This is a genomic window from Mycobacterium sp. GA-1285 (genome assembly GCF_001499905.1).
In the GTDB taxonomy this organism is placed as follows: Bacteria; Actinomycetota; Actinomycetes; order Mycobacteriales; family Mycobacteriaceae; genus Mycobacterium.
Window position 1 is genome coordinate 237734 of record NZ_LQIS01000012.1, and the last position, 26137, is coordinate 263870.

Genomic DNA, 26137 nt, shown 5'->3' on the forward strand with positions numbered 1-26137 from the left:
AGACCCTTACCTCGAGACCATATCGGCTGGCGCGTCAACGGCTCGGGCGGCAGACCATGACCGGAATGGTGGCGTGTTGCAACAGATTCAACGCGGTCGACCCCAGGATTGCGCTGGTGAGCGCGGTCTTGCCATGGCTTCCGACCACCACCAGCTGCGCGCTGTCGGCTTGACACCGATCCATGAGTGCCACAGCCGGTTTCGCGTGTTCGACAAAACACGGTGCCGAAACCTGTGGGTAGCGCTGGTTGTATCCGTCGACGTCATTGGTCAGCTGCGCCCACTCCGCCGTCTCCAGTGCATCCCAGTCGATCAACAGAGGCAGTCGCGCGGCCGCCGCGCGCAGCGGCGACGACCATGACCGTACGGCCGCGAGTTTCACGTCGAACCGTTCCGCGAATTGAAACGCGTTTTCCAGAGCGGCCAGGGACGACGGTGTCCCGTCGACCCCGACGACTACGGGCCCGTCGGTCGGCACGACGTTCGGCCCTCGCCAAGCGACAACCGGGCAGTCGGCACGCGTCGCGACGGCCAGCGTCGTCGAGCCCAGCAAGAGGGCGCCCGCCGCGGTGACCTCATCGTTGCCGACAACGATCATGCGTGCGGTCTTGCCCAGTTGCAGCAGCACGTCGGCGACCGGGACATCGGTGGACAGAGTGGTCACTTCGAGCTCGTGGTACCGCGACCGCACGATCTCCTCGGCGCCGCGCAGAATCGTGTCGGCGCTTTCGTGCCGGTGCGCGAGGATCGCCGTTCGCATCGCGGCGACGGTGTCGGTCATGTTGTGCCCGACGGCCGGTAGCGCATGCACGATGTGCAACGACGTTTCGTATCTCGATGCCACCGCGGCCGCCCATAGTGCCGCATTCACCGCGGCATCGCTGCCGTCCACGCCGACCACAACCGCACCCGTCCGCACTGAAGACTCCTGTTCTCGCCCCGGATCGTTCGCCCGTTCAAGCATGATGACCGTTGCCGCGCGCTCCGGCGCAGAGGCGAAAGTCCCATCCTTTCTAGTCCACGCGCCCCACGCAGGCTCCCTCGCAACGGATGTGAGTGAGACGTCACATCACAGCGGCAGTGGCCGGCGGGTCGAACCGCCCCCGTCGTCAGATACCGCTGCGCGTGTCGATGACGCGCTGCGCGACGTCCGCCAGCTTGACGTTGCTGTCCTGTGAGAGCTGCTTGAGCATCTCAAACGCCCGCACCTCGTCGACGCCGTATCGCTCCATGATGATGCCCTTGGCCTGTCCGATCCGATCCCTGGTGGCCATCGCGGACTTCAGCTGTTCGCCCTCCCGGCTGGCCAGTATCGCGGCGGCGGCATGGGCGGCGAGGACCGTGCCGATGGTCTCGTCCTCGGCATCGAAGGCGTTCGGTTTGAAGCCGAACATGTTGAGCGCCCCGGCCGTGCGCTCGGCGGTATAGAGCTTGATCGACAGACCGCTGAACACGCCGCGCTCGACCGCGGCCGCCGCGTACAGCGGCCAGCGTTCTTCCGTGCGGAAGTCGTCGGTGCGCAGAATCAACTCGTCGATCGCCGCCTCGACGCACGGCCCCTCGCCGGCCTGCATCTGGATTTCGTCGAGGGTGTGGGGCAGTTCTGACGTCCCCGCGAGTGATTCGAACTTGCCTCCCCTGCCGATCAACAGCACACCTACCGTGTCCGCGCCCGGCATCAGCTCACGCGCCGTCTCCGTGACATCGGTGAGGACGTCGTCGACAGTGCGCGGCGGAGCCGATGCCCGCGCCAGCTCGGCCATCCGCTCGGCCAGCTCATGGGTGCGCGGTGGGGTCATGCCTAGAAGTCTTCCCTTTCGATCGGCGAAGTACACGGTTGTTTGCCGTTCTCGGCAGTGGGCATGTCCCTGGCAAGCGCGGGTGACGGTCGACCGTTACTCACGCTGAGGTCTCGTCGGTTCAGACAACAGCCGACGGGGCCGCCCTCAGTTGGCCACTACGCCGAGCCACCCTTTCAGTGGTAGCGCCTCGGTCGTGTGCGCACGCGCGTCCGCGGCGCTCGACGACGGAGTGTCGGTCGACCCGATGGTGAAAATTTCTCGAAATTTGGTCTAGCACTCTCGGACTGCGAGTGCTAATCTCGCAGGTGCGCACAGTGATTTGGCTGCCCGCCAGGGTGGCGGGCTCTGAGTGGCATAGGAGGTGAATTGCTGTGCTTCGATTCGATCCGTTCACTGAACTCGATGCTCTGACCCGCGGCCTGCTGACGAACCAGACCGGATCAAATCGTTCTCCCCGGTTCATGCCGATGGATCTGTGCAAGGTCGACGACCATTATTTGCTGACCGCCGATCTGCCCGGCGTGGACCCTGGCTCGGTGGATGTCAACGTCGACAACGGCACGCTGACCATCTCCGCTCACCGCACGGCACGGTCCGATGAGGGTGTGCAGTGGCTGGCGAACGAGCGATTCTTCGGCACCTACCGCAGGCAACTGTCCCTCGGCGAAGGCATCGACACCTCGGGCATTTCGGCCACCTACGAAAACGGTGTGCTGTCCGTGACCATCCCGATGGCCGAACGCGCCAAGCCGCGCAAGATCGACGTCGCCCACGGTGGCGGCCAGAAGTCGATCGAGACCACGACGGTCGAAGCCGGGTAGCCGCACGTCGTCGAGACTGCGGTCAGATCGCGGTTAAAGTCCGATCCTGCGATCTGCCCGCAGTTTCGGCGTGTCTACGCGCCCCTCGGTGACAGATCTACGCATCCGCGCCGATGTTTCGCCGTGCTCACGGCCGCACGCTGGCTAGCATGACTGGAATCGACGCGGCGCCGTTGAACTGGAGCGACTTGGGCGTGAGCGAGCTGGTACCGACCGGAACGGTGACGCTGCTGCTGGCGGACGTCGAGGGGTCGACCCGGCTCTGGGAGACCCAGCCCGATGAAATGACGGCGGCCTTCGCCAACCTTGATCGAACGCTCGCCGAGGTCATCGGCGCGCACAGCGGCGTCCGGCCCATCGAGCAGGGCGAAGGTGACAGCTTCGTCATCGCGTTCGGGCGTGCAAGCGACGCAGTGGCATGCGCGCTTGACCTACAGCGCGCTGCACCGACACCGATCCGGCTGCGTATCGGCCTGCACACGGGCGAAGTGCAATTGCGTGACGAGGCCAACTACATCGGCCCCACCATCAACCGCACCGCCCGGATCCGCGATCTTGCGCACGGCGGGCAGACCGTCTTATCGGGTACGACAACCGATTTGGTGTCTGATCGGTTGCCGGTCGGTGCATGGCTGGCGGAACTCGGGACGCATACCGTCCGCGATCTGCCCCGGCCCGAGCGCGTGGTACAACTCTGTCATCCCGACATCCGCAATGAGTTTCCGCCGCTGCGTACCGCCAAAAGCTCACGCTCACACAATCTCCCGGCACAACTGACCAGTTTCGTCGGCCGCGCTCAACAGCTGGAGGAAGTAAGCCGGCTACTCGTCGACAATCGCCTTGTCACTCTGACAGGAGCAGGGGGTGCCGGTAAGACACGCCTCGCCATTGAGGCCGCGAATGCATTGTCCGGAGAATTCGACGACGGCCTGTGGTGGGTCGACTTGGCAGCCATCGCCGATCCGGCGGTCGTCTCGATCACGATTGCCCGCACACTCGGACTGCCCGACCAGCCCGGACGGTCCCCCCTTGAGACGGTGCAGCGCTTCATCGGTAACCGCGAAATCCTGCTCCTACTGGACAACTGCGAACAGCTTTTGGACACATGCGGCGACGTCATCACGCGACTGCTGAGCAGTTGCCCGCGGTTGACGATTCTCACCACCAGCCGTGAACCGATCGCGGTGTCGGGTGAGGTCACCTGGCGGGTGCCCTCGCTGACGCTGGAGAACGAGGCCGTAGCGCTGTTCAGCGAACGGGCTCAACGCGCGCGGCCCACCTTCCACGCAATAGACGACGACCTCGCGTTGGTGACGGACATCTGCCGTCGACTCGACGGGATGCCGCTCGCGATCGAGTTGGCGGCGGCGCGGGTCCGCGCTCTGTCGCTGCAACAGATCGCCGACAGCCTCAATGACAGGTTCCGACTCCTCACCGGCGGCGCCCGAAACACGATGCGCCGCCAGCAGACTCTGCGCGCCTCCGTGGACTGGTCACATGCGTTGTTGACCGACGCCGAGCAGCTCCTGTTCCGCCGACTGGGCGTATTCATGGACGGGTTCGACTTCGATGCCGCACAAGCTGTCACCGCCACCAACGAGCTCGAGCAGTTCCAGATTCTCGATCAGCTCAGCCTGCTCGTCGACAAGTCCCTCGTCACCGCGGACGAGGAATCGGGCGCCATGCGGTATCGCCTGCTCGAGACGGTCCGTCAGTACGCACTGGAGAAGCTCGCCGAATCCGGCGAAGCGACCCTGATGCGCGGTCGCCATCGCGACCACTATGTCGCCGCAGCGGTCCGCCTCGAGGAAGATGAACGGCTCGTCCAATGGGCCGAACAGGAGACCGGAAACCTGCGCGCCGCCCACGCCTGGAGTATCGACTGCGGGGAGTTCGAGCCCGCGCTTCGGCTGATTTCCGCTCTGCAGAGGCTGTGGGAGACCCGCGGCAGGATGCGCGAAGGCATCGCCGCGTTCGATCTGGCGTTTAATGACATGGGTTATCGGGACGAGGACGTCGCTGCAGCGGTCTGGATACGCGCCGTCGCTGACAGAAGCATCCTGACGGCCTGGACCGCCGATTCCGCGAGCTTGGAGCGCGGCGAGGAGGCGTTGGCGGCCGCCCGGGGCTTGGGCGACCGGGGACTCATTGCGCTATGCCTGGCCGCCTGCGGAGCGATCGCCTACTACCTCCCCGAGGTGTCTCAAGCGTATTGGGCCGACGCCATCGATCTCGCGCGCCAAGCCCGTGATCGGGCGAGGTTGTGCTACTTCCTCAGCTGCCTTGCCGTCGCATCGAATGTGGCGGGGCAGCCGCTCGCCTCGCAACTGGCGGCGGAAGAGGGTCGTCGCGTCGCCGACGCCATCGGCGATGGCTTCGTGTCGCGTCATTGCCGGATCTGGCAAGCGACCGCGATGGGCTGGCGAGGCGGAGTACAGGGTGCGGACGAGGTGATCCGCGGCGTCAGCGAAGAAGCACGTGCGGCCGGTGAACGAATGCTCGAGTTGTTCGCCCTGGTCTGTGAATGCAGCTGGTTCGCATACGAGGGGAAGGCAGCCGTGGCTCAGATGAAATCCGAGGAAGCGCGCGAAACCTCGATCGCGATGGGCGGTTTCCATGAGGACACGATCCACATCGCCTGGGCACTTTCCGCCCTGGCCGCCGGCCGGGGCGCGGAGGCAAAGGCGGAGTGCGAAGCGGCGATAGGACAAACCGTTCCCGAGCGAATGCCCTACATACGAGCCCTCACTCCGATGACCCTGGCGCTGCTCGCGTGCAGTGAGGTCGCCGCCGCACGCCGGTGGGTCGACGAAACGGTCGGGCTCACGGTCGGCAATTACCAACTGAACGCGCTCGTCGCGCGAGCTCACGTAGCGCTTGCCCAGGGCGAACGCGACCAAGCCGAGCGGGACGCCCACGACGCCCTCGCGCTCGCACTGGTCACCGGCGCGTTCTTGCACGTTCCCGAAGCGCTCGAAGCTCTCGGGCGTTGTGCGGCCGACTATGGCAATCACCGGCACGCGGCCCGGCTCTTCGGCGCGGCCACGGCCAGCCGGACCGTGATGGGCGTAGCGCGGTGGCCGGTATACGCGATCGGATACGACGATGCGGTTGCACAGTGCCGAGAAGCCATGGGAGAAGGCGTGTTCAACGCCATCTGGGCCGAGGGTTCGGCCATGTCGACCGAGGAGGCCATCGCTTACGCCCAACGTGGAAGGGGGGAACGGAAGCGGCCCGCGAGCGGCTGGGAGTCGCTGACGCCCACCGAGCGGGACGTCGTCCGCCACGCCGTCGACGGGTTGGGCAACAAGGACATCGCCGAGCGCATGTTCATCTCGCCGCGTACGGTGCAGACGCATCTGACCCACGTCTACGCCAAGCTCGGATGCACCTCGAGGATTCAGCTCATTCGAGAAGCCGCACGTCACGCGTGACGGATCAACCGGTACAGCAGGTTGCGCACGGCCAGCGGTCACCGGTCAAACCGACCGGCTGGACGAACCCGCTCACGCCGTCTACGCGACCGTCGACCACGCGGCCACCATCGCCCAGACCGACAAGACCGTGGCGACCGCGGCGATGGCGGCGCCGAGGTAGAGCCCGTAGCCCGCGGACACGGGCGCATACACGTAGAGCCGGTAGTACCACACGGCCAGCACCACCAACAGCACCGAAATCCCCAGCGCGGCAGTCGATGCCAGTCGAGCCGAGAAGCCGCGGGCCGACATCGCACCGGCGACGATCAAGAACGAGGCCAGCAGCACGATCAGTTGGCCCACCCCGAAGCCCTTCGGCGCGGGGAGGTCGCCGAAGACGCCACCGATTGCACTGACGCGGCCACCGTTCGCGGTCAGCCACGGCAGCCACGCGCTCACCGACACGATCGCCCCGCACAAGGCGACCAGCCACCCGGGACGCACTCGCGACATGCCGTGAGCCTATCGGCTGGATTGCGCCGAAACGGTCTCTAGTCTGGAGTGTCCGACACCGCAAAGGCAGGTACTGGAATGACCGCTCTTCCGGACTGGGCACAACGCCTCGACCTGTCCCCCCACCCGGAGGGCGGCTGGTACCGGGAGACGTGGCGCAGCGACCTGATGGTGCCGCAGTCCGCGCTGCCGCCGGCCTACACCGGCCCGCGCAGCGCCGGCACGGCGATCCTGTTCCTGCTGATGCCCGGCCAGCAATCGGCCTGGCACACCGTGCGCAGTGCCGAACTGTGGCTGTTCCACGCGGGCAGCCCGCTACTCCTTGAGGTCGGTCCCGAACACGACAGTGCCACAACGCACCTACTGGGCGCCGACATCCTCGCCGGTGAGCAGCCCCAGTTCGTCGTGCCGCCGGGACACTGGCAGCGCGCGCGCCCCCGCGACGACGAGCCGAGCCTGGTCACCTGTGTGGTGGTGCCGGGGTTCGATTTCGCCGACTTCGAACTCGCGGCTCCGACCGCCTGAGACGGCTACCTTATTGTGACCTTATATAGACCTTAATTTTCTTAGGAATGCGTGTACGGTGGGGGCCACGCGGGCGCTCAGCGACGAAAGGAGCCCGACATGGATCACGATCCCGACCGCATCGTCCTGGTCACCGGCGGCTCGAGGGGCCTCGGGGCGCGGGTCGCGCGTCAGCTCGGCAGCGTCGACACCCACGTCGTCGTGACACGCGACATCTCCGACGAGGTCGAATCCGCGGAGGTGATCGAGGGCATCGCATCGCGCTTCGGTCGGTTGGACACCTTGATCCTCAACTCGTCGGATGCGCTGGACAGCGACGCGGACCCCGACAGCGCGATGCGTCTCAACCGCGACGCCCAACGCCGGCTCGCCCTCGCGGCACTGCCGCTGATGCCGGTCGGCGGACGGATCGTCTTCGTCACCAGCCATCAGGCCCACTTCTTCCCCGACAAGGCGGTGCCCAAGGGCTACACGGCCGTCGCTGCAAGCATGCGGGCCGGCGAAACCGCCTTGCTGACAAGGCGTTCGGAGTTCCGCCAGGCCGGCGTGCACCTCACGGTGGTGTCGGGCGACATGAGCCACATGACCTTCGCCGACGCCGTCGTCGACGCGGCCACCACGCCGAACCCGGCGAGCATCGTCTTCGTCGGCCGGACCGACTATTTGATGACCGCCTGACAGCCGCTCACTGCAGCGAGGACAGGTTGAAGGCGGCCCCGGTGCAATCGGCCACCGCGGCCAACCGCCCGTAGGGCGTGTCCTCGGCGTCGCGAACCACGCTGCCGCCGTTGTCGAGGATCAACTGCACGGTCTTGTCGACGTCGTCAGCACCCAGGAAGAAGTTCCAGTTCGACGGCTCCCCCTCGGACAGGAAGGCACTGCCGTCCATCAGGCCGAGCAACGCCTCACCGTCGAAGTTCGCCGTGCTGTAGCGGAATTCGTCGGTGTCGGAGACGGTCTCGATCTGCCAGCCGAACAGGGCGCGGTAGAACTGCTGAGCGCCGGCGTAGTCGCGCCCGGTCCACTGGAAGTACACCGGTGCACCGTGCTCGTTGACGAGTTCGAATCCGCGGTGCCCGCCCGGCTGCCACAGCCCGACGAACGCACCGCTGGGGTCCGACAGCATGGCCATCCAGCCCCTGTCCTTGATCTCCATCACGGGTGCTCCGCACGTGGTCGCGCCCGCGGCGACCGCCGCGTCGAGGGTGGCCTTGGCATCGGGAGTGTGGAAGTAGGTGGTCCAGCCGTCCGGGCTGTTCCACTGCGGATCGTTCAACATCAGGCCGGCGATCGGCCTGCCGTCCTTGGACGCGGTGACGTAGCCACCGTATTCGGGCCCGGCCGACTCGAACGTCCAGCCGAACACCTCGCCGTAGAAGGCTTGCGACCGTTCGACGTTCGAGGACGCCAGGTCGATCCAGATCGGGGCGCCCACGGGGGCGGAATTTCGGACGGGCACGACGGTCTCCTTCAGTCGGTCGGTGGTCAGTCACCGATGCAGACCGTCGTCCGCCCGGAAACTCATCGCACGTGCGCTCAGCGCCCTCAGGACGCGACGCCGAGGACGCGCAGCGCGTTCTCTTTGTAGATCAGCGACTGCACGGCCGGGTCGATGTCGAGGGCTTCGAAGTCGCTGCGCCACCGGTCGATCTGGATATACGGGAAGTCCGTGCCGAACAGGATCTTGGTGCGCAGCTGCCTGCTCATCGCGCGGACCAGTTGCGGCGGGAAGTACTTCGGGCTCCATCCGGACAGGTCCACGTACACGTTGGCCTTGTGCGTGGCGATCGCGATCTGCGAGTCGACCCACGGCACCGCGGGGTGGGCCATCACGATCGTCAGGTCCGGGAAGTCGGCGGCGACGTCGTCGAGCAGCATCGGATCGGAGTAGCGCAGCTTGATGCGGTGCCCACCTGGCAGCCCCGATCCCATTCCCGTCTGCCCGGTGTGGAACAAGGCGGGCAGACCGGCCTCGGAGATCGCCTCGTAGATGGGGTAGAAGCGTCGGTCGTTGGGCTCGAACGCCTGCATGCTCGGATGGAACTTGAAGCCCTTGACCCCATAGTCGCGGACGAGTTCGTGGACGCGGTGCACGGCTCGGCGCTCATGCCACGGGTCGACGCTGCCGAACGGGATCAGCACGTCGTTGTTGCGCGCGGCGCCGGCGACGAGATCCTCGATCGAGTTCGGCACGTGGCGCATCGCCGTCCGCGCGTCGATGGTGAACACGACGGCCGCCGTGTTGTGCCGCCGGTACAGGTCGGCGACCGCGTCGACGCCGGCCATCGCGCCGGGCGGCATCTTGAAGTACTTCTCGGTGGCCTCGACGAGCTCGTCGACGTAAGCCTTGTGGCCGTGTCCGTCGATCTCGACGTGGGTGTGGATGTCGATCGCCGCGATGCGCGCGAAATCGATGCCGTATTCGTACTTCTCGCCGCGTACCGTCACGTAGGTGACGATATATGCGCTGAACCTCTTCGACGTCGCCGACCGCGACGAGTATCTGGCCTATTCGAAGCGCTCCCCCGCGGAGGTCGCCAGGCACGGCGGTCGCGTCGTGGCCCTCGGACAGTTCAGCGAGGCCGTCCTCGGCGACATCGAGCCGCGAAAAGTGCTGATCCTCGTCGAGTGGGAGTCCAAGGACGCGTTCGACGGCTACCGCAGTGACCCCGACCTGGCCGATCTGCACGCGCATCGGGAGAACGGGTCGTCGTCATACATCTGGCACCTGTTCGACCGGTTGGACGATTTGCGGCCGCTACTCAAGACCCAGTGACCGCGGCTTGCTGCAGCTGCTTGGTGGCGAGCTGACGCAAATCGGCGGACTTGATCTTCGCGTTGCCGGTCAACGCGATCTCGTCATCACGAAAGAAGAGCACCCGACGAGGCACCTTGTAACTGGCCAACCGCTGAGCCAGAAACGAACGGATCTCGTCGGCGTCGAGGGTGACACCGTCGTGCGGCACCACACACGACACGACCACTTCGCCAAGTGCGTCGTGCGGTACCCCGACCGTCTGAGCCACCTTGACGCCCGAATGCTGCATGACGGCTTCGTCGACTTCCCGCGGCGACACGTTGGCGCCGCCTGTCTTGATGATGTCGGTGAGCCTGCCCTCCCAGTAGAGCCGGCCTTCGTCGTCGAGGTAACCCCCGTCGCCGGTGCACAGGAAGCCGTCGGCGTCGAGCGTCTCGTCGAGGGGAGTCCCGATGTAACCGAGCATCAGCGTCGGGCCCTTCACACAGATCTCCCCGCGCTCTGTGCGCGGAACGATCTTGCCGGTCAGCGGGTCGACGATCTTGAGCGTCACGCCGGGAAGGGGGACGCCGCTGCTGTCCTTGTGGACCTCCGGCGCGGTGTTGGCAGGGTAATTCGTTGTGATTGTGAAGGTTTCGGTGTTGCCATAGGCGTGGCCCGGCTCGAACCATTTGGTGTTCACCGTGGGGTGGCGCGCGACCGGTGTCTTGTAGTCGACGAACCGCATGCTGCTCAGATCCACGCTTTCCCAGTTCGGCGCGCCCTCGAGCTGCGCCCACTGGTGCGGCCAGGCGAACGGAAAGTTGACGCGCTCGGCAGCCATCAGATCGAGCGCCTCGTCGGCGACGAACGTCGGTTGCAGCACCAGTGCCCCACCCGCCGCGAGCGTCGAGCCGAGCGACATCGCGAAATTGCCTGACCAGAAGAAGCCGTTGGCCGACCAGCAACGGACGTTGTCCTCGGGGCCGAACTGATACAGCCGCCGGAAGCGCCACATCTGGATGCAGACGCCGCGGTGCGCGCTCAAGATGCCCTTCGGCCTACTGGTCGACCCCGACGAGAAGAACAGCACCGCAGGGTCGCTCGGTTGCACCGCCGCACCGGTCGCCTCGACCAGTTCGCGTGGTTCGTTCCGACCGTGGGCGAGGAATTCGTCCCAGCCTTCGATGCCTGCCGGCGGCTCCCCGACCGCGACGAGCCGTCGCAGGTAGGGGAATCTCGCCGACTGCAATGCGCCGGATGTCGACTTCGAGATCGCTGGTTCCAGGTCGGCCAGAATGGCCGCGAAGTCCTTTCCCAGAACCGTGCGCTCGAACAACAGCACCGACACGGCCGACGACTGCAGCAGGTGGTCGAGTTCCGGGCCCGTCGAGAAAGTGCTCAGGGTGGCCGCCACTCCGCCGGCGAGGGAGATGCCGAACACCGCCGCGATCCACTCCGGCCGGTTCGTCATCATCACACCGACGCGACTTCCCTTGCCCACGCCGCATGCCCGCAGCGCACCGGCCACTTCGACTGCCCTGTCCCATAATTCGGCATAGGTCCAGCGGATGACGCCGTCGGCGGTCGGGAAGGAGAGCGCCTCCCGTTCGCCGTACATCGTGGTGACTTCGCGCAGGAAACCAGGGAGCGTGAGCGCACCGAGGCCGGGCTCCTCTGCCAGTGGCGGACCGGAGACGATCGAGAGTGACTGCATTGTCACGCCAACGGGAGTTCGACCTCGGCGGTGCAGTCCACCAGCACGGTGCCGTCCTGGTTCGTCAGGCGCAGCTTGACCTGCACGAGCGGTACACCCCACGTGGATTCGGTTTGCTTGTCGACGATCTCGGCGTCGAAGTACGTGACGTCGCCCTCGAAGGCGGGCCCTCGGAAGTCGGCCTTGGTGTGACGCACCATGCCGTCGTGCCCCGCCCAGTACGCGAGGTAGTCGGTGCACCAGGCGCCCATCGTCGCGCCGTAGCCGTAGGCGCGCGCCATGCCGACCTCACTCGCCCGGTCGGCGTCGATGTGGCCGCGCGAAGGCCCGACGTACAACCCGTCGCGCTTACGCGGGTCGATCATCGCGTCCTCTTCGTCGAACGCGAAGTCCTTGCCCCAGCCCGGATCCTGGTAGATCCACGGATCCTCGACACCTTCCGGCGCAACCCAGTGGAACGTGCCCCAGATGTTGAACAGGAACGCCCGATATTCGGTGGTGAAGCTCGCGATGCTGTGCGGCCCGATCACCCTGCGCGGTAGGGTGTCTCCGACCTTCACCTCGTCGAACCGCGGAGAGACGCCCATCCGGTTGGACTCCAGCCAGTCGCGGCGAAGCCTCTCGACTTCTTCCAGCTCATGTTGCGTCCAGCGCTTGATGTCCCCGAGCTGGTTTTCGAACATGCCGCGTTTCGTCGCCTCTTCGTACAGATAGCGGATCGCGGTCGAACGCTCGCGGGCGACGAGTGCACCGTGCTGGTTCTTGTGGATTGTGTCGCCGCGCGAGAACATCGTTGGCCCAGCGAATTTCGTCTCCACCACCTTGTAGTCGTGGAACCGGCGCTCCTGGAACAACTGGTCCCCCGGCCGCACCGGGCAGCCGTAGAACCACCATTCCTCACCGCCGAAGATCAAGTGGCTGTTGGGAATGTGCCCCACGCACGCCGGTGCTGCGCCGTGGCCGTAGTCCAACGCCACCGCGATGGACTGCGGAGCGATGAGGCCACCGAACTTGGACTCGCGGGCGAAGCGCTCGTCCCAGTGCAGTGGGTTGGGATAGTCCATCGCCATCACCCACCGCCGGATGTCGGAGGAGCTGCACGGATCCCACAGCTGCCCACCGCCGATCGGCTTGCCGACGCGGTGGTCGACGTCGGACAGATCGAGTTCAGCCACGTGTTCTCCGATCAGCGATTCACATCGACGACGATGCGACCGCGTACCTTGCCGTCCATCAATTGACCCGCGGCGTCGATCACGTCGGCGAGCGGAATCTCGTCGGCGATCGATTCGAGCACGGCCGGATCCAGATCTTTCGAGAGGCGTTCCCAGGCGGCCATCCGCGGTTGTTTGGGCGCCATCACGCTGTCGATCCCGAGCAATGACACACCGCGCAGGATGAACGGTGCGACGCTGGCCGGGAAGTCCATCCCCTGGGCGAGTCCGCAGGCGGCGACCGCTCCGCGGTAACGGGTTTGGGCGCACGCGTTGGCGAGGGTGTGGCTGCCGACCGCGTCGACGACACCGGCCCAGCGTTCCTTCTGCATCGGCTTGCCTTTCTCGGCGAACTCGGCGCGGTCCAGAACCGTTGTGGCGCCGAGCTCTTCGAGATAGTCGGACTCGGAGGTCTTGCCGGTGACGGCGGCGACCTCGAAGCCGGCCTTGGCCAGCAACGCGATCGCGACACTGCCGACACCGCCCGTCGCGCCGGTCACCAGGACCTCACCCTGATCGGGCTGGACGCCGTGGGCCAGCAGGGCGTCCACGCAGAGGCTGGCGGTATAGCCCGCCGTTCCGATCGCCATCGCCTGCTTGCTGGTGAAGCTCGACGGCAGCGGAACCAGCCAGTCGCCGTTGAGGCGGGCGCGCTGGGCGTAGCCGCCCCAATGGGTTTCCCCCACACCCCATCCGTTGAGCACGACGCGGTCGCCCTTGTTCCAGTCCGCGTGCGAGCTCTCGGTGACCACGCCCGCGAGGTCGATGCCAGGGACCATCGGGAACTTGCGTACGACCGGCGACTTGCCGGTGATCGCGAGGCCGTCCTTGTAGTTCAGCGTCGAGTACTCGACGTCGATGCTGACGTCACCCTCGGGAAGTTGCGCCTCGTCGAGGGTGGTGACCTCGACCTTTTGACCCGCATCGTCCTTGTCGATCAATATTGCCGAAAACACGTGGTGTGCAATCCTTTCAGGAATTCAGTTGGCGGCCTTTTCGGGCGCATAACCCAGCGCGGCCTTGATCTCCAGGAACTCGTCGAACGCGAAGTGGCCCCACTCGCGGCCGTTGCCGCTGCGTTTGTAACCGCCGAACGGGGCAGCCATGTCGAAGCCGTGGTTGATCGCCACCGAACCCGCCCGGATCCGTCGCGCCACCGCGCGGGCCTTCTCGAGGTCGGCTCCCGAAACGTAGCCGGCCAGACCGTATTCCGTGTCGTTGGCGATCTCGAGTGCCTGGTCGAGATCGTCGTATCCGAGGATGCACAGCACCGGGCCGAAGATCTCCTCGCGGGCGATCGTCATGTCGTTGGTGACGTTGGCGAACACCGTCGGCTTGACGTAGTAGCCCTTGTCGAGCCCGTCGGGTCGCCCGCGGCCGCCGATGACGACGGTCGCGCCCTCGTCGATGCCCGTCTGGATCAGACCCTGGATCTTGTCGAACTGCGCCTTCGATGCGACCGGACCGATCGCGGTCTTGTCGTCGGGGTCGCCGACCTTGACCGCGCCCGCCACCTCACGGGCGATCGCGATGGCCTCGTCCATGCGGGAGTTGGGCACCAGCATGCGCGACGGCGCGTTACAGCTCTGGCCGCTGTTCATCATCATCACCGAGACACCGGCGGTCACGCTCTTGGCGAAGTCGTCGTCGTCGAGCACGATGTTCGGGCTCTTACCGCCGAGTTCCTGGGTGACGCGCTTGACGGTCAGCGCGGCGTTCTTGGCCACGTCGACGCCCGCCCGCGTCGACCCGGTGAACGAAACCATGTCGATGTCGGGATGGGCCGACAACGCCGCTCCGACGCCCGGCCCGTCGCCGAACACCATGTTGTAAACCCCGGCGGGAACACCTGCCGAGTCGAGGATTTCGGTGAAGATCTGGCCCGAGTACGGCGCGACCTCCGACGGTTTGAGCACCATCGTGCAGCCGGTGGCCAGCGCGGGGAACACCTTGCAGGCGATCTGGTTGATCGGCCAGTTCCACGGCGTGATCAACCCGCACACCCCGATCGGCTCCTTGACCACCAGCGTTGCCCCGTGCTGCTCCTCGAACTCGAAGTTCTTCAGCACGTCGATGGCCGTGGCGAGGTGCCCGAGGCCGAGGTTCACCTGCGGTCCGCCCGCGAGCGAGGCGGGGGCGCCCATCTCCTCGTTGACCGCGTCGGCGAGGTCACCCGCGCGCTTCTGGTACTCGCCCATGATCGCCTGCAGCAGGTCGAGGCGCTCCTCGCGGCTGGTCTGCGACCACGTGTTGAATGCCCGGCGGGCGGCCTGCACCGCCACGTCGACGTCGGCCGAGGAACCGATCGCGATCTTGCCGGAGACCTGTTCGGTGGTCGGGTTGTCGACGTCGAGGGTGTTGGGCCGGATCGGGTCGACCCACTGGCCGTCGATGTAGAACTTCAGATATTCACGCATGGCTTTACTCTTCTCTATCGCGTGGTCCTATTGCGTGCCTTCTGCATACCAGGTTCGGAACCGGTCGTACTTGGGCATCTCCTCGGAGTTGGCCTTCGGGTCGATGCAGACGTGGACCACGGCGGTCTTGCCGCTGGCGAACGCCCGCTTGATGGCCGGGCCGATCTCGTCGTCCTTCTCCACGTACTCACCGTGGCAGCCGAAACCCTCGGCGACCTTGTCGAGCCTGACGTCCTTGCTCCAGTGCACACCGGGTTGCGGCGACGGCTGGGTGAACGTGCGCTTGTAGACGCCGACCTCCAGGCCCCATTGGTGGTCGACGCCGACGACGCAGACCAGCGGCACGTTCTCCCGGGCCGCGGTCTCGAGTTCGGCGATGTGGAAGAGGAAGGCCGAGTCGCTGGTGAGCAGCATGACCGGCCGGTTGCGCCCTTCGGCGACCGACGCGCCGATGGCATAGGGCAGACCGGTGCCGAGATGACCGAAGTTCTGATTCCAGATCACGTCGCGGGGCTTGGTCTGCGAGTACGTCCACTGAAAGATCACCGTGGCGCCGCCGTCTCGGACCAGGATGCCGTCCTCGGTGCACTCGTCGAACGCCTTCGTGGCCTCGACGACGTAGCGGGCCGGGTGTATCGGGGAGCGTCCGCTGGGGGCTTCCTCGGCCACCCGGGCGAGCTCGGCGGCGTCGGCCTTGATCAAGGCGTCGAGGTCGGCCGACGGGGTGCGCGGGTTGTCGCGCAGCGCCTCGACCAACTGCGGCACCACGCCGCGGAGATCGCCGACCAGCGGCACGTCGATCGGCCGGTTCACCCCGATCGCGGTCGGATCCTGTTCCACCAGAATCCATTTGCGGTTGGCGTCGTTGCCTGCCCAGTGCTGGGTGCGGCCGTAGTGCATGGGTTCGCCGAGCTCTGTGCCCAGCGCCACGCACAGATCGGACTTCTCGACGGCCTCGTTGGCCGCCGGAGAGAACAGGTACGGAAAGGTGCGGTCCTGCAGGCCGGGGATGAACGAGGTGCCACCCGACGTCTGGACCACCGGGCAGGCCATCAGCTCGGCCAACTCCCTGACCTGTTCCTGGGTCCGCGAGGTGTAAACTCCGTGACCTACCAGCAGGATCGGGCTCTTCGCCGCGCGGATGAGCTTGACCGCCTCGGCGACCTCGCGTTCACCCGCGCTCTGATTGACGAGCCGGTACCGGTGCGGCGGCAGCGGATCCGGCACGTCGAGTTCTTCGAGGATGACGTGAGACGGGTACTCGACGTAGCTGGGTCCGGGGGTACCGGACATGGATCGACGGATGGCTTCACGGATGATCTCGTCGGTCTGGTCGGCGTACTCGATCGAGCTGCTGAACTTGACGGAGGCCTCGAAAAGTGGTTCCTGCTGGACGAATTGGATGCGGCCGCGACGTACCCGGCGCTCGGTGACGCGGGCCCGCTGACCGCCCAGGAAGATCACCGGTGAATTCTCGACGAGTGCGCACTGGATCGCTCCGGCGATGTTGGCCATGCCCGGACCCAGCGTTCCGATGCACAGCCCCGGCTTGCCCGTCATCCGCGATGCCGCCTCGGCCATGAACCCCGCGCTCAGCTCGTGGTGCGGCGCGACCACCGACCATCCGCGAGCGTCGGCCTCGGTGAACATGTGCACGAAGTTGGGGTCGGGGATGCCGAACAATGTGTTGACGCCCTCGGCCTCGAAGAGGTCGAGTATGCGCTTGTAAACGGGTACGCCCACGGGAAACTCCTTGATTTCTCTACAGATAGCGTTGTGCTAGTCGTTTTCGGTGTGCTGCCGGCGAGCCGAACAGCGATCGGTTGAGGGTGGCGCGCTTCAGGTAGACGTGGATGCCGCTCTCCCACGTGTATCCGATGCCGCCGTGCAACTGCATGGCCTTGCCGGCGATGTCGACGGCGGCCGAGCAGGCGTAGGACTTGGCCATGGGGACCGCGACGGCGGCGTCCGGCGAGTCCTCGGCGACGGCCCGCACCGCGGCGCCGACGAGTTGGCGCGACACGGAGATGCCGACGAGCATGTCGGCGCAGGCGTGTTTGACGGCCTGGAACGAGCCGATGGCCCTGCCGAATTGCTGCCGCACCTTCACGTATCCGACGGTGGCGGCGAGCATCGCCTCGCTCAGGCCGAGGCTGTCACATGCGATGGCGGTGGCGGCCCGGTCGTGGAGCCGTCGTACGGCGGTGTCGTCGGCGAACGGTAACAGTTCGGCGCCTGCCGCGTCCGGCGACACGGCAGCCAGTCTGCGCGTCTCGTCGACGACGGGCCTCGGCGTGGCCGGCTGGTGCGTCACCGCCACACCCTGCTGCGTGACGATCAGGACGCGGTCTGCGCCCTCGGCGTCGGGCACGAAGTCGTACGGTTCCAGCGCGACGGCCACCCGGGTGGCGCCGCTGGCCAGTTCGGTGAGCATCCTGTCGCGGGTATCGCTGGGCCGCACGGCGTTCAACGCTCCGACCGCGAGCACCGCGCTGCCGAGGAAACTGGTGGTGCTGGCGGCGCGGCCCATCTCCTCGCAGATCACCGCGACTTCGGCGAAGGACGCACCCGCCCCGCCGAACTGCTCGGGCACCTCCAGCCCGACCCAGCCGGCATCGATCAGTGTCGACCATTCGACGGTGCGGTCCTTTGCGAGCAGATCGCCTGCCACCGAGCGCAGTTCGTCGTGGAATTCGGTGAAGTCGGTCATCAGACGGCACTCGGTTCCCGCGGTAGCCCCAGGCCGCGCTCGCCGACGATCGTGCGCTGGATCTCGCTCGCACCGCCGGGGATCGTCCACTCCCAGGAGCCGATGAAGTCGAGCACCCAGGCACCCGACTCCCAGCCGCTCGACATCGGCTTGGCCAGTTCGGTGTGGGCGGCCAACCCGCCGAAATCGGCACCGAAGTCGGTCATGCGCTGCAGCAGTTCGCTGTAGAACAGCTTGACGATCGAGGCGTCAGCCGGGCTGGCCGTCCCGCTCTTGTTGTCGTCCACCAGCTTTCGGCACAGCGCCCGCAGCCCGGTGATCTCGGTTTCGAACTGCGCCAGTCGATCGGCCACCACGGGGTCATCGACCGGAGCGCTTTTCACGAGCCAGCGAAAGCCTGCGTTGCCGAGCCGCTCGGCGAGTTCGAGCATCGTCATGCCGCGCTCGGCACCCAAAGTGGCCTGCGCGACCCGCCAGCCGTCGTTCTCCGCCCCGATGAGATTGGCGGCGGGGATCTTCACGTCGTTGAGGAAGATCTCGCAGAAGTGCGAGTCGCCGATCGCGTTGCGGATGGGGCGGACCTCGACGCCGGGTGCGGTCATGTCGAGCAGGAAGTACGAAATCCCCTTCCGCTTCGGCGCATCCGGGTCGGTGCGGGCCAGCAGCAGGCACCAGTCCGCGTGCTTCCCCCCGCTCGCCCACAGCTTCTGTCCGTTGACGACGTAGGAGTCACCCTCTTTGCGCGCGGTGGTGCGCAGGCTCGCAAGGTCGGAGCCGGCCTCGGGTTCGGAGAAGCCCTGCACCCAGATCTCGCCGTCGAGAATCGCGGGCAGGTGCCGTCGCCTCTGCTCTTCGGTGCCGGCGACCAACAGCGTCGACGCGGCGTGGTGGATGCCGACGAACGCGAGCACCAGCCGCGGTGCGTCGTGTGCGGCCAGTTCCTGGTACAGCACCACCTGTTCGGCCACCGACATGCCGCCACCCCATTTGGCGGGCCAGTGCGGAACCGCGAAGCCGGCGCTGCGCAGTTCGGCGAACCACTGCTTCTGGAACGCCACGAACTGCTCATCGCTTGCGCCGGTCTGGGTTTCGCGCCAGTCCGGCGGGATGTGCTCGACGCACCACTGCCGCACGTGCTGCCGAAACTGAGCCAGTGCACGAGTTTCGCCCGTTTTCTCGTGCATATCCTCAGATTCGGCGCTCATAGCCGCACCGCCTTGGCCCGCAGGTGGTCCATCACGCGCGCGACGGCCAGGCCGTCGTCGAAGGACGGGGCGATCTGCGTCCCGGTGCGCAACGCGTCGGCGACGCGGCCGAAGAACACCGACAGCGCAGGCGGGGGTGAGCGCCGCGGCGGCGGTGCGAACTCGGCGGTCTCGGGATCGGTGCCGGGCCTTCGCACGACGAGCGTCGTGTCGGCCGCCAGTTCGGCGGTGCCGTCGGTGCCGATCAGCGTGACCGACGGCGCCGACGGTACGGCGTACGCGAAACCGGTGTCGTGAGTGGCGGTGGCGCCGTTGGCCATGGCGAACCACGCGGAGTACGCGTCCTCGGCGGTCGCTTGTTCGGGTGAGCCGTCGATGCGGGTGACGCCACCGCAGTCGGTGATCTCGCTGCCGAACAGCCACCGGGTGAAGTCGATCAGATGAGAACCGTAGGCACCGATCCAACCGCCACCGAGGTCGCGGTCGTTGATCCAGCCGTGCTTGCGGCCGCGCAGCCCGCTCGAGAAGTATGTCCAGTGCAGGTGCCTCGGGGTGCCGATCGCCCCGCTGTCGGCCAACTCCTTGAGCCGTGCCCATGATTCGTTGAACCGGAACTCGAAGTTCAGGAAGTGCAGCACTCCGGCATCGCGGGCCTTGTCGAGCATCTGGGCCGCCTCGTCGGCGTTGCGGCCGAACGGCTTGTCGCACAACACCGCATGGCCGTGGTCGATGGCGGCGGTGACGTGCTCGAGATGCAGGAAGGGCGGGGAGTGCACGGAGACGAGGTCCACGTCCGACGCCAACGCGGCCTTCACCGCGGCGTCGTCGCGAGGGCTGACGACCTCGACGTCGAAGCCGACTTCGGCGTACGCGGGAGCCGCCGCGTGCTTGCCGAAACCGGTGCCGATCACCGCGACCCTCATGCGTACAGTCCTGTCAATCCGGCGCGACCCGCGTTGCGGGTCAAGGCATCCCGTGTCGCCGACAGGCCGAGCGGAAGCCGCCGCAACGGCTGGCTGTAGCGCGACAGCCACGACAGGGTGGTCTCGTCGCAGAAGCCGACCGCGCCGTGCAACTGGTGGCATACGCGGAACACGACTTCGGCGGCTTCGAGCGCCGACATCCGCAGTGCGAGTGCGTCGGTGAGCGCCTCGGGACGCGCGGTGGCGATGCTCCACAGCGCGTACTTGGCGAGGATGTCGAGTCCAGCGCGCTCGACCTCGGCGTCGGTCAGCTGGAACTGGACTCCCTGGAACGACGACAGTGTCTGTCCGAACTGCTTGCGCAGGCTGACGTGAGCGATCGTCAGCTCGATCGCCCGGTCGAGCATGCCGAGCAACGTCCAGCAGGGCAGCACCAGACCGAGCGCGACGTCGGCGGCGCCCTCCTCGTCGACGACGGTCGCCTGCAGTTCGGAGACGAAACCCGCTCCGCCCGGCCCGACTCCCGTCACGCTACTGCGGGTGCCGTCCAGGGTGACTGTCGTCCAACGGCTCTGGAGCCCGGCCACCGCTGCCTCCGGTCGTACTCCCGCCACCACGATCAGGCCGTCGGTGTCGAGGTCGGTCGGCGCGGCCAGTCGCTCAGCGACCGGATACGGCAGCGCCCAGTATCCTGCGCTGCGGCACAGCGCGGCCGCTGCTTCGAGGCCGTCGGCGTCGCTGCGCGCATCGAGTTCCCAGGCGCCGATCCCCGCCAGGGTCGAGCCGACCAACGACTCACGCGCTTCGGGTTTGGCCTCGGCCTGCTGGACGAGCTCATCGCCGCCGGCGGCCTCGAACGCCCGCAGCGCCTCGCGCCCATACTCTTTGGCGTCGTCGGACAGATCGAGGATCATCTCGCTCATTTCGCCGCCAGCAGTGCGCGCGACAGCAGGATCCGCTGCATCTCGATACTGCCCGACGACACGGTCGAGGCTTGCGAGTACTTCCAGTGGTCCTCGACCTCGCCGAGGAACCAGGAGGCCCTGGGGTCGTCGTGCGCCACTTCGGCCGCGATGTCTATCAAGACTTCCGCGCTGTCCTGGTCAAGTTTGGTGACCGCGATCCGGTAGGCCGCCGCGTCGCCGGGTTGGATGCGCCCGCTGCTCTGCAGCGACACCACACGGTAGGCCATCAACCGGGCTCGCCGGCAGTGCGTCAGCATCCGCACCCACCGCCCCCGCAATTCCGCGGGCAGGTCGTCCCACCGATCGCCGAGCACTGTGGGCGCCGCGGCCAGCAGTCGTTCGCAGCGCGCGTAGCGGGCGATGCCGACCCGCTCGAAGGCCATCACGTCCTGCACGACCGACCAGCCCGCATCGACCGTCCCGAGCACGTCGGCCTCGGTGACCCGCAGGTCGTCGAAGAACACCTCGTTGAGGTGGTGCGGGCCCATCATGCACCGGATCGGCCTGACCTGGATCGCCGGATCGTCCATCGGGACAAGGAAAATCGTGAGGCCCTGTTGCTTTTTCTCACCGCGCGAGGTCCGGGCCAGCAGGAAGCACCACTGCGCCATCGTCGCGTAGGAGGTCCAGATCTTCTGCCCGCTGACCAGCCAGCCGTCGCCGTCGCGACGCGCACTGGTGCGCAGCGACGCGAGGTCGGAGCCGGCCTCGGGTTCGGAGAACCCCTGACACCAGATCACCTCGCCGCGCGCGATCGGCGGCAGGTGTTTGCGCTGCTGCTCCTCGGTGCCGTGCCGCATGATGATCGGGCCGACCCAGTTGACACCCATGTACTGGGCGCCGCGCGGTTCGTGGTGCGCCCACATCTCCTCGCGGACGACGGTCTGCTCCCACACCGAGGCGCCCCCACCGCCGAACTCCTTCGGCCACGACAGGCACAGCAGTTCGCGTTCGGCGAGCATGCGGCAGAACCGTTGTGCGATCTCGAGATCGGCGGGGTCGTCGGTGAACGCACCCAGATAGCTCTCGGGCACATGCTCCTTGACCAAGGCGCGCAGTTCGCCACGCAACTCAGCAGCCTCGGCGCCCATAGCGAACTCCACGTCTACCCCACCTCCGACGCGCCGAAACTGCGGTTTTTGACCAGATTCGGCCTTTTTCCCGCAGAAACCGCAGTTTCGGCGGGAGGGGGCTCGGCGGGCTGAGGCGTGCCAGCAGGCTCGGGCGCGGACGCCGACGCGGGCGCGGTCAGCCCGAGTTCACTGAGCACGTCGTCGGTGTCGGCGCCCAGCGTCGGGGCGGGTCCCGCGACCTTGCCCGGCGTGCGGGAGAACCACGTCGGCACACCGGGGAAGCGCACCGGTCCGTCCGGGGTCTCGACGGTCTCGAAGAGGCCGACCGCATTCAGGTGTTCGTTGTCGAACAGCGCGTCGGGGGTGTTCAGCGGCGCGGCGGGTATCTCGAGTTCCCGGAACAGGTCCAACCATTCGGCGGTCGTGCGTTCCTTCATGGTCTCGGCCAGCAGCCCGTACACGACGTCGATATTGTGCGCGCGCTGTTCCAGAGTGCTGTAGCTCTCGTCGTTCCACACCGGGCGGACCGCGCCGATGAACGCGTTCCAGTGCTTGTCGTTGTAGATCAGCGCGGCGATATACCCGTCGCTGGTGCGGTACGGCCGGCGGTTCGGCGCCACCGTGCGCGGATACACGGCGGGCCCGAGCGGGGGGTCGAACATGGCGCCGTTGGCATGTTCGACCAGCATGAACGACGCCATCGTCTCGAACATCGCGACTTCGACCTCCTGTCCCTCCCCGGTGCGCTCACGGTGGAACAGCGCCATCGTCGTCGCGTAGAGGGCGGTCAGGCCGGCCACCTTGTCAGCCAAGATCGTTCCGACGAAATCGGCCTCACCGGTCAACTGTCGTTGCACCGCAGGCAATCCCGCCTCGGCCTGGATGGTGTCGTCGTAGGCGGGGCGGTCGCGGTCGGGGCCGCGGCGGCCGTAGCCGTAGCAGTTGGTGTAGATGATCGCGGGATTGATGGCGGCGACCTCGTCGTAGCCGAAACCCAGTTTGGCGACCGCCTTGGCACGCATGGAGTGGATGAACACGTCGGACCGTTCGATGAGCGCCCGCATCGCCGCTTTACCGTGTTCGGTCTGCAGGTCCAGCACCACGCTGCGCTTACCCCGGTTGACGTTGACGAACACCCCACTCATCCCCGGTGCGGGGCCCACCGAGATGAAGCGGGTGTTATCCCCCTGCGGCGGTTCGACTTTGATGACCTCGGCACCCATGTCCGCCATGATCTGCGTGCAGTACGGCCCCATCACCATCGCGGTGAGGTCGACGACACGCACACCGGTCAGCGGCCCGCTAGGCATGGTCACCGCCGTTCTGCGCCATCGCGAAGCTGTACTTGATGTGATCGCCGTGTCCGTCGGGCACCACGGGGAACACGACGGGCTCGGACATGTCGCGAATCGCGTCGATGTGCGCGTCGACCTCCTCGATCGACCACGACGGCCGGTAGACCCCCGGTGACTCCGCGACCACGGCCCGCGCGATCCGGCCGGCCAGCGCGATCAGCACTTCGCCGGTGACCGAACATGATTCGTGTGCCAGCCACCCTACGGCGGGGGCGACCAGCTCGGCGCCCATCGGCGGGTACGCCGACGTGTCGATGCCCTGCGCCATCCGTGTCACCGCGGCGGGCACGATCACGTTGCTCTTGACGCCGTGCGCGACACCTTCCATGGCCGCCACGTTGGACAGCCCGATCACGCCGGCCTTGGCGACCGCGTAGTTGGCGACGCCGTGGTTGCCGTACAGCCCGCCGATCGACGACGTCAGCACGATGCGGCCATAGCCGGCCTCGCACATCGACGGAAACGCCGCGCGCACAACATGGAACGCCCCCCGCAGGTGGACGTCGAGCACTGCCTCGAAGTCCTCGTACGTCATCTCGGCGAGCGGCGCACGGCGCACGATGCCGGCGTTGTGGATCAGGATGTCGACGCGCCCGTAGTGCTCGATGGCGGTTTCGACGATCGCCTTGCCGCCGGCCGGGCTGGCCACCGAGTCCGTGTTCACCACGGCTTGTCCTCCGGCAGCGGTGATCTCGGACACCACCTCTTCGGCGGGGCCAGCAGCGTCGGATGGCGGGTGGACCGGATCGTAGTCGTCACCGGTGAGGCTGCCGCCCGGATCGTTGACGACGACCTTGGCGCCCTTGGCCGCGAGCAGCGTGGCGTACGAGCGGCCCAGTCCCCTGCCGGCACCCGTGACGACGGCCACCTGACCGTCGAAACGCAGCTCACCCATCGCTACTTCTCGAGTACCAGGCCATCGAGGTCGCCCTTGTCGCGCCACTCCTTCAGCAGATCGCCGAACGCGTAGAAGCCCGGCCCGTAGGGTTCGCCGAGGTGCGAGCGGATGCCCTCGCCGCCTCCGCCGCCTTCGTTGTTGTAGTAGCCGGGAGTGCACGACGCGTCGAAAGCCGAGTTGTCGACGGCGGTTTCGCGGATGGTCTTGCACCACTCGTCCTGCGCCTCGGGTGTCGGCTCGACAACCGTCGCGCCGCGCCGCAGCGCCTCGGCGATGATGTAGGCGATGTGCTCGCCCTGCAGTTCGTAGTTGGCCGCGATGTTGGCCGAGATGCCGACCTGTGTGAAGCCGGTGAAGAACTGGTTGGGGAAGCCGCGGCTGGTCATGCCGTGCAGCGTCTTGTATCCGTCGTGCCAGTAGTCGTAGAGCGACACGCCGTCGCGACCCTCGATCGCGTCGATCGAATAGCGCCTGCTGATCTCCGTGGTGATCTCGAAGCCGCTGGCGTAGATGATGCAGTCGACCTCGTACTCCTGACCGTTGGCGACGATGCCCTTCTCGGTGATCCGTTCGACCCCTTTGGAATCGGACACATCAACAAGCGTGACGTTGGGCCGGTTGAAGGCCGGCAGGTAGTCGTCGTTGGACAGCGGTCGCTTGCACAGGAATCGGTAGTACGGCTTGAGGGCCTCGGCCGTCTCGGAGTCCTCGACGATCTCGGCGATCCGGCGGCGCAGCCGCTCCATGATCTTGTAGTCCTCTTCCTCGCGGATCGCCATGAACTGCTCGGGCGTCATCGAGGCCGGGTCCTCGAGCGACAGCACCCTGGCCGCGGTGTTGCGGCCGAGTTCGGTCCAGAAGTCGCACACCAGGTCCGGCTGGCCCAGCGCCATGCCCTCGAACGTCCACGAGTGGAAGTTGCGCTGCCGCTCCTTCTGCCACCCGGGCTGCAGCGTCTCGACCCATTCCGGATCCGTGGGCGCGTTGTTGCGCGCGTCGACCGTCGACGGGGTTCGCTGAAAGACATACAGCTGCTTGGCATCTCGGGCCAGGAACGGCACCACCTGGATGCTGGTGGCCCCGGTGCCGATGATCGCGACGCGCTTGTCGGCGAGCTTGTCCATGCCGCCGGTGTAGTCGCCGCCGGTGTAGTCGTAGTCCCACCGCGACGAGTGGAAGCTGTGTCCCTTGAAGTCCTTCATGCCCGGGATGCCCGGCAGTTTCGGCCGGTGGAAGGGCCCGGACGCCAGCACGACGAACCGCGCGCGGATGTCGTCACCGCGGTTGGTGGCGATGCGCCACCGCTTGATCTCCTCGTCCCAGCGCATGTCGCGCACCTGGGTGGAGAAGATCGCCGAGTCGTAGAGACCGAAGTGTTTGCCGATGCGTCTGCAGTGCTCGTAGATCTCGGGACCGTCGGCGAACTTCTTGCTCGGGATGTAGTCGAGCTCTTCGAGAAGCGGTATATAGCAATAGGACTCGTTGTCACACTGGATGCCCGGATACCGGTTCCAGTACCACACACCGCCGAAGTCGCCGCCCAGCTCGATGATCCGGACGTCCTCGACGCCGGCCTTCTTCAGATGCGCCGCCGACAGCAGTCCCCCGAAGCCGCCCCCGAGCACCGCGACGTCGATGTCCTCGACGATCGGGTCGCGCGGCGCCACCGGCGTGTAGGGATCGACCTCGTAGTAGCCGGCGAAGTCGTCGGTCAACTCGACGTACTGCTTGGAGCCTTCGGGCCGAAGCCTTTTCGCCCGCTCCTGGGCGTACTTCTCCCGCAGCGCGTCGATGTCGATGTCGCCGGGTGTCTCCGTCGGCCCGCAGGTGTCGAACATTGTCATTG

Annotated in this window: 23 protein-coding genes; 5 read left to right on the plus strand and 18 right to left on the minus strand. The window is 66.6% G+C overall.

Annotated elements, in window-relative coordinates; translation table 11 throughout:
* Positions 1 to 34 precede the first annotated feature (34 nt).
* Together AU193_RS09950 and AU193_RS09955 are read right to left on the minus strand one after the other, a co-directional pair.
* Positions 35 to 919: a universal stress protein gene (locus AU193_RS09950; protein ID WP_253867718.1), complete on the minus strand. Its 885-nt coding sequence runs from the start codon at positions 917 to 919 to the stop codon at positions 35 to 37.
* 190 nt (positions 920 to 1109) lie between these two features.
* Positions 1110 to 1799 (minus strand): GAF and ANTAR domain-containing protein, encoded by a 690-nt coding sequence (locus AU193_RS09955; protein ID WP_064422176.1) that lies wholly within the window; start codon positions 1797 to 1799, stop codon positions 1110 to 1112.
* A gap of 374 nt (positions 1800 to 2173) precedes the next feature.
* Between AU193_RS09955 and AU193_RS09960 the strand changes: the two genes are divergently transcribed.
* Complete coding sequence (locus AU193_RS09960) at positions 2174 to 2623, plus strand: Hsp20/alpha crystallin family protein (RefSeq protein WP_064422177.1); 450 nt, start codon at positions 2174 to 2176, stop codon at positions 2621 to 2623.
* A 149-nt stretch (positions 2624 to 2772) separates the two neighbouring features.
* The gene (locus AU193_RS09965; protein ID WP_064422178.1) at positions 2773 to 6057 is read left to right on the plus strand and encodes a LuxR family transcriptional regulator; all 3285 of its coding nucleotides are present in this window, start codon (positions 2773 to 2775) and stop codon (positions 6055 to 6057) included.
* Positions 6058 to 6138: 81 nt separating this feature from the next.
* On the opposite strand, the gene AU193_RS09970 is transcribed toward AU193_RS09965, so the two are convergent.
* Positions 6139 to 6552: a hypothetical protein gene (locus tag AU193_RS09970; RefSeq protein ID WP_064422179.1), complete on the minus strand. Its 414-nt coding sequence runs from the start codon at positions 6550 to 6552 to the stop codon at positions 6139 to 6141.
* 78 nt (positions 6553 to 6630) lie between these two features.
* On the opposite strand from AU193_RS09970, the gene AU193_RS09975 reads away from it, so the two are divergent.
* Together AU193_RS09975 and AU193_RS09980 are read left to right on the plus strand one after the other, a co-directional pair.
* Positions 6631 to 7077: a cupin domain-containing protein gene (locus AU193_RS09975; protein WP_064422180.1), complete on the plus strand. Its 447-nt coding sequence runs from the start codon at positions 6631 to 6633 to the stop codon at positions 7075 to 7077.
* Positions 7078 to 7176: 99 nt separating this feature from the next.
* Positions 7177 to 7755 (plus strand): SDR family oxidoreductase, encoded by a 579-nt coding sequence (locus tag AU193_RS09980; RefSeq protein WP_064422181.1) that lies wholly within the window; start codon positions 7177 to 7179, stop codon positions 7753 to 7755.
* Positions 7756 to 7762: 7 nt separating this feature from the next.
* Here AU193_RS09980 and AU193_RS09985 read toward each other — a convergent pair whose 3' ends face one another.
* Positions 7763 to 8536: a VOC family protein gene (locus AU193_RS09985; RefSeq protein ID WP_064422182.1), complete on the minus strand. Its 774-nt coding sequence runs from the start codon at positions 8534 to 8536 to the stop codon at positions 7763 to 7765.
* Between the two features lie 86 nt (positions 8537 to 8622).
* Positions 8623 to 9525, minus strand: a complete 903-nt coding sequence (locus AU193_RS09990) for an amidohydrolase family protein (RefSeq protein ID WP_064422183.1) — start codon at positions 9523 to 9525, stop codon at positions 8623 to 8625.
* A gap of 4 nt (positions 9526 to 9529) precedes the next feature.
* Between AU193_RS09990 and AU193_RS09995 the strand changes: the two genes are divergently transcribed.
* Entirely contained in the window at positions 9530 to 9853 is a 324-nt protein-coding gene (locus tag AU193_RS09995) for a DUF1330 domain-containing protein (RefSeq protein WP_064422184.1), read from the plus strand.
* Here AU193_RS09995 and AU193_RS10000 read toward each other — a convergent pair.
* The 13 genes from AU193_RS10000 to AU193_RS10060 are packed head-to-tail and all read right to left on the minus strand — an operon-like array spanning position 9840 to position 26135.
* A complete protein-coding gene (locus AU193_RS10000; RefSeq protein WP_064422185.1) occupies positions 9840 to 11531 on the minus strand; it encodes a class I adenylate-forming enzyme family protein in 1692 nt (563 codons plus the stop codon). The genes AU193_RS09995 and AU193_RS10000 overlap by 14 nt on opposite strands.
* A 2-nt stretch (positions 11532 to 11533) precedes the next feature.
* Positions 11534 to 12706: a MaoC family dehydratase N-terminal domain-containing protein gene (locus tag AU193_RS10005; protein ID WP_253867720.1), complete on the minus strand. Its 1173-nt coding sequence runs from the start codon at positions 12704 to 12706 to the stop codon at positions 11534 to 11536.
* Positions 12707 to 12717: 11 nt separating this feature from the next.
* Positions 12718 to 13701: an MDR family oxidoreductase gene (locus AU193_RS10010; RefSeq protein ID WP_064422186.1), complete on the minus strand. Its 984-nt coding sequence runs from the start codon at positions 13699 to 13701 to the stop codon at positions 12718 to 12720.
* Between the two features lie 24 nt (positions 13702 to 13725).
* Positions 13726 to 15162, minus strand: a complete 1437-nt coding sequence (locus AU193_RS10015; RefSeq protein ID WP_064422187.1) for an aldehyde dehydrogenase family protein — start codon at positions 15160 to 15162, stop codon at positions 13726 to 13728.
* Positions 15163 to 15189: 27 nt separating this feature from the next.
* The gene (locus AU193_RS10020; RefSeq protein ID WP_064422188.1) at positions 15190 to 16905 is read right to left on the minus strand and encodes a thiamine pyrophosphate-binding protein; all 1716 of its coding nucleotides are present in this window, start codon (positions 16903 to 16905) and stop codon (positions 15190 to 15192) included.
* Positions 16906 to 16924: 19 nt separating this feature from the next.
* Positions 16925 to 17872 (minus strand): acyl-CoA dehydrogenase family protein, encoded by a 948-nt coding sequence (locus AU193_RS10025; RefSeq protein WP_064422189.1) that lies wholly within the window; start codon positions 17870 to 17872, stop codon positions 16925 to 16927.
* Positions 17872 to 19077 (minus strand): acyl-CoA dehydrogenase family protein, encoded by a 1206-nt coding sequence (locus tag AU193_RS10030; RefSeq protein WP_082682912.1) that lies wholly within the window; start codon positions 19075 to 19077, stop codon positions 17872 to 17874. The genes AU193_RS10025 and AU193_RS10030 overlap by 1 nt, the downstream gene beginning before the upstream one ends.
* Positions 19074 to 20000 carry a Gfo/Idh/MocA family protein gene (locus tag AU193_RS10035; RefSeq protein ID WP_064422191.1) on the minus strand — a complete coding sequence of 309 codons (927 nt, stop codon included), beginning with the start codon at positions 19998 to 20000 and terminating at the stop codon, positions 19074 to 19076. Before AU193_RS10035 ends, AU193_RS10030 begins: the two co-directional genes overlap by 4 nt.
* Positions 19997 to 20914: an acyl-CoA dehydrogenase family protein gene (locus AU193_RS10040; protein ID WP_064422262.1), complete on the minus strand. Its 918-nt coding sequence runs from the start codon at positions 20912 to 20914 to the stop codon at positions 19997 to 19999. The genes AU193_RS10035 and AU193_RS10040 overlap by 4 nt, the downstream gene beginning before the upstream one ends.
* A gap of 5 nt (positions 20915 to 20919) precedes the next feature.
* Positions 20920 to 22056: an acyl-CoA dehydrogenase family protein gene (locus AU193_RS10045; RefSeq protein WP_172798266.1), complete on the minus strand. Its 1137-nt coding sequence runs from the start codon at positions 22054 to 22056 to the stop codon at positions 20920 to 20922.
* A 14-nt stretch (positions 22057 to 22070) separates the two neighbouring features.
* Entirely contained in the window at positions 22071 to 23348 is a 1278-nt protein-coding gene (locus tag AU193_RS10050; RefSeq protein WP_064422263.1) for a CaiB/BaiF CoA-transferase family protein, read from the minus strand.
* The gene (locus tag AU193_RS10055) at positions 23341 to 24288 is read right to left on the minus strand and encodes an SDR family NAD(P)-dependent oxidoreductase (protein WP_064422193.1); all 948 of its coding nucleotides are present in this window, start codon (positions 24286 to 24288) and stop codon (positions 23341 to 23343) included. The genes AU193_RS10050 and AU193_RS10055 overlap by 8 nt, the downstream gene beginning before the upstream one ends.
* A gap of 2 nt (positions 24289 to 24290) precedes the next feature.
* Positions 24291 to 26135, minus strand: coding sequence for an NAD(P)/FAD-dependent oxidoreductase (locus tag AU193_RS10060; protein ID WP_064422194.1), 1845 nt, complete (start codon positions 26133 to 26135; stop codon positions 24291 to 24293).
* Positions 26136 to 26137: the final 2 nt, after the last annotated feature.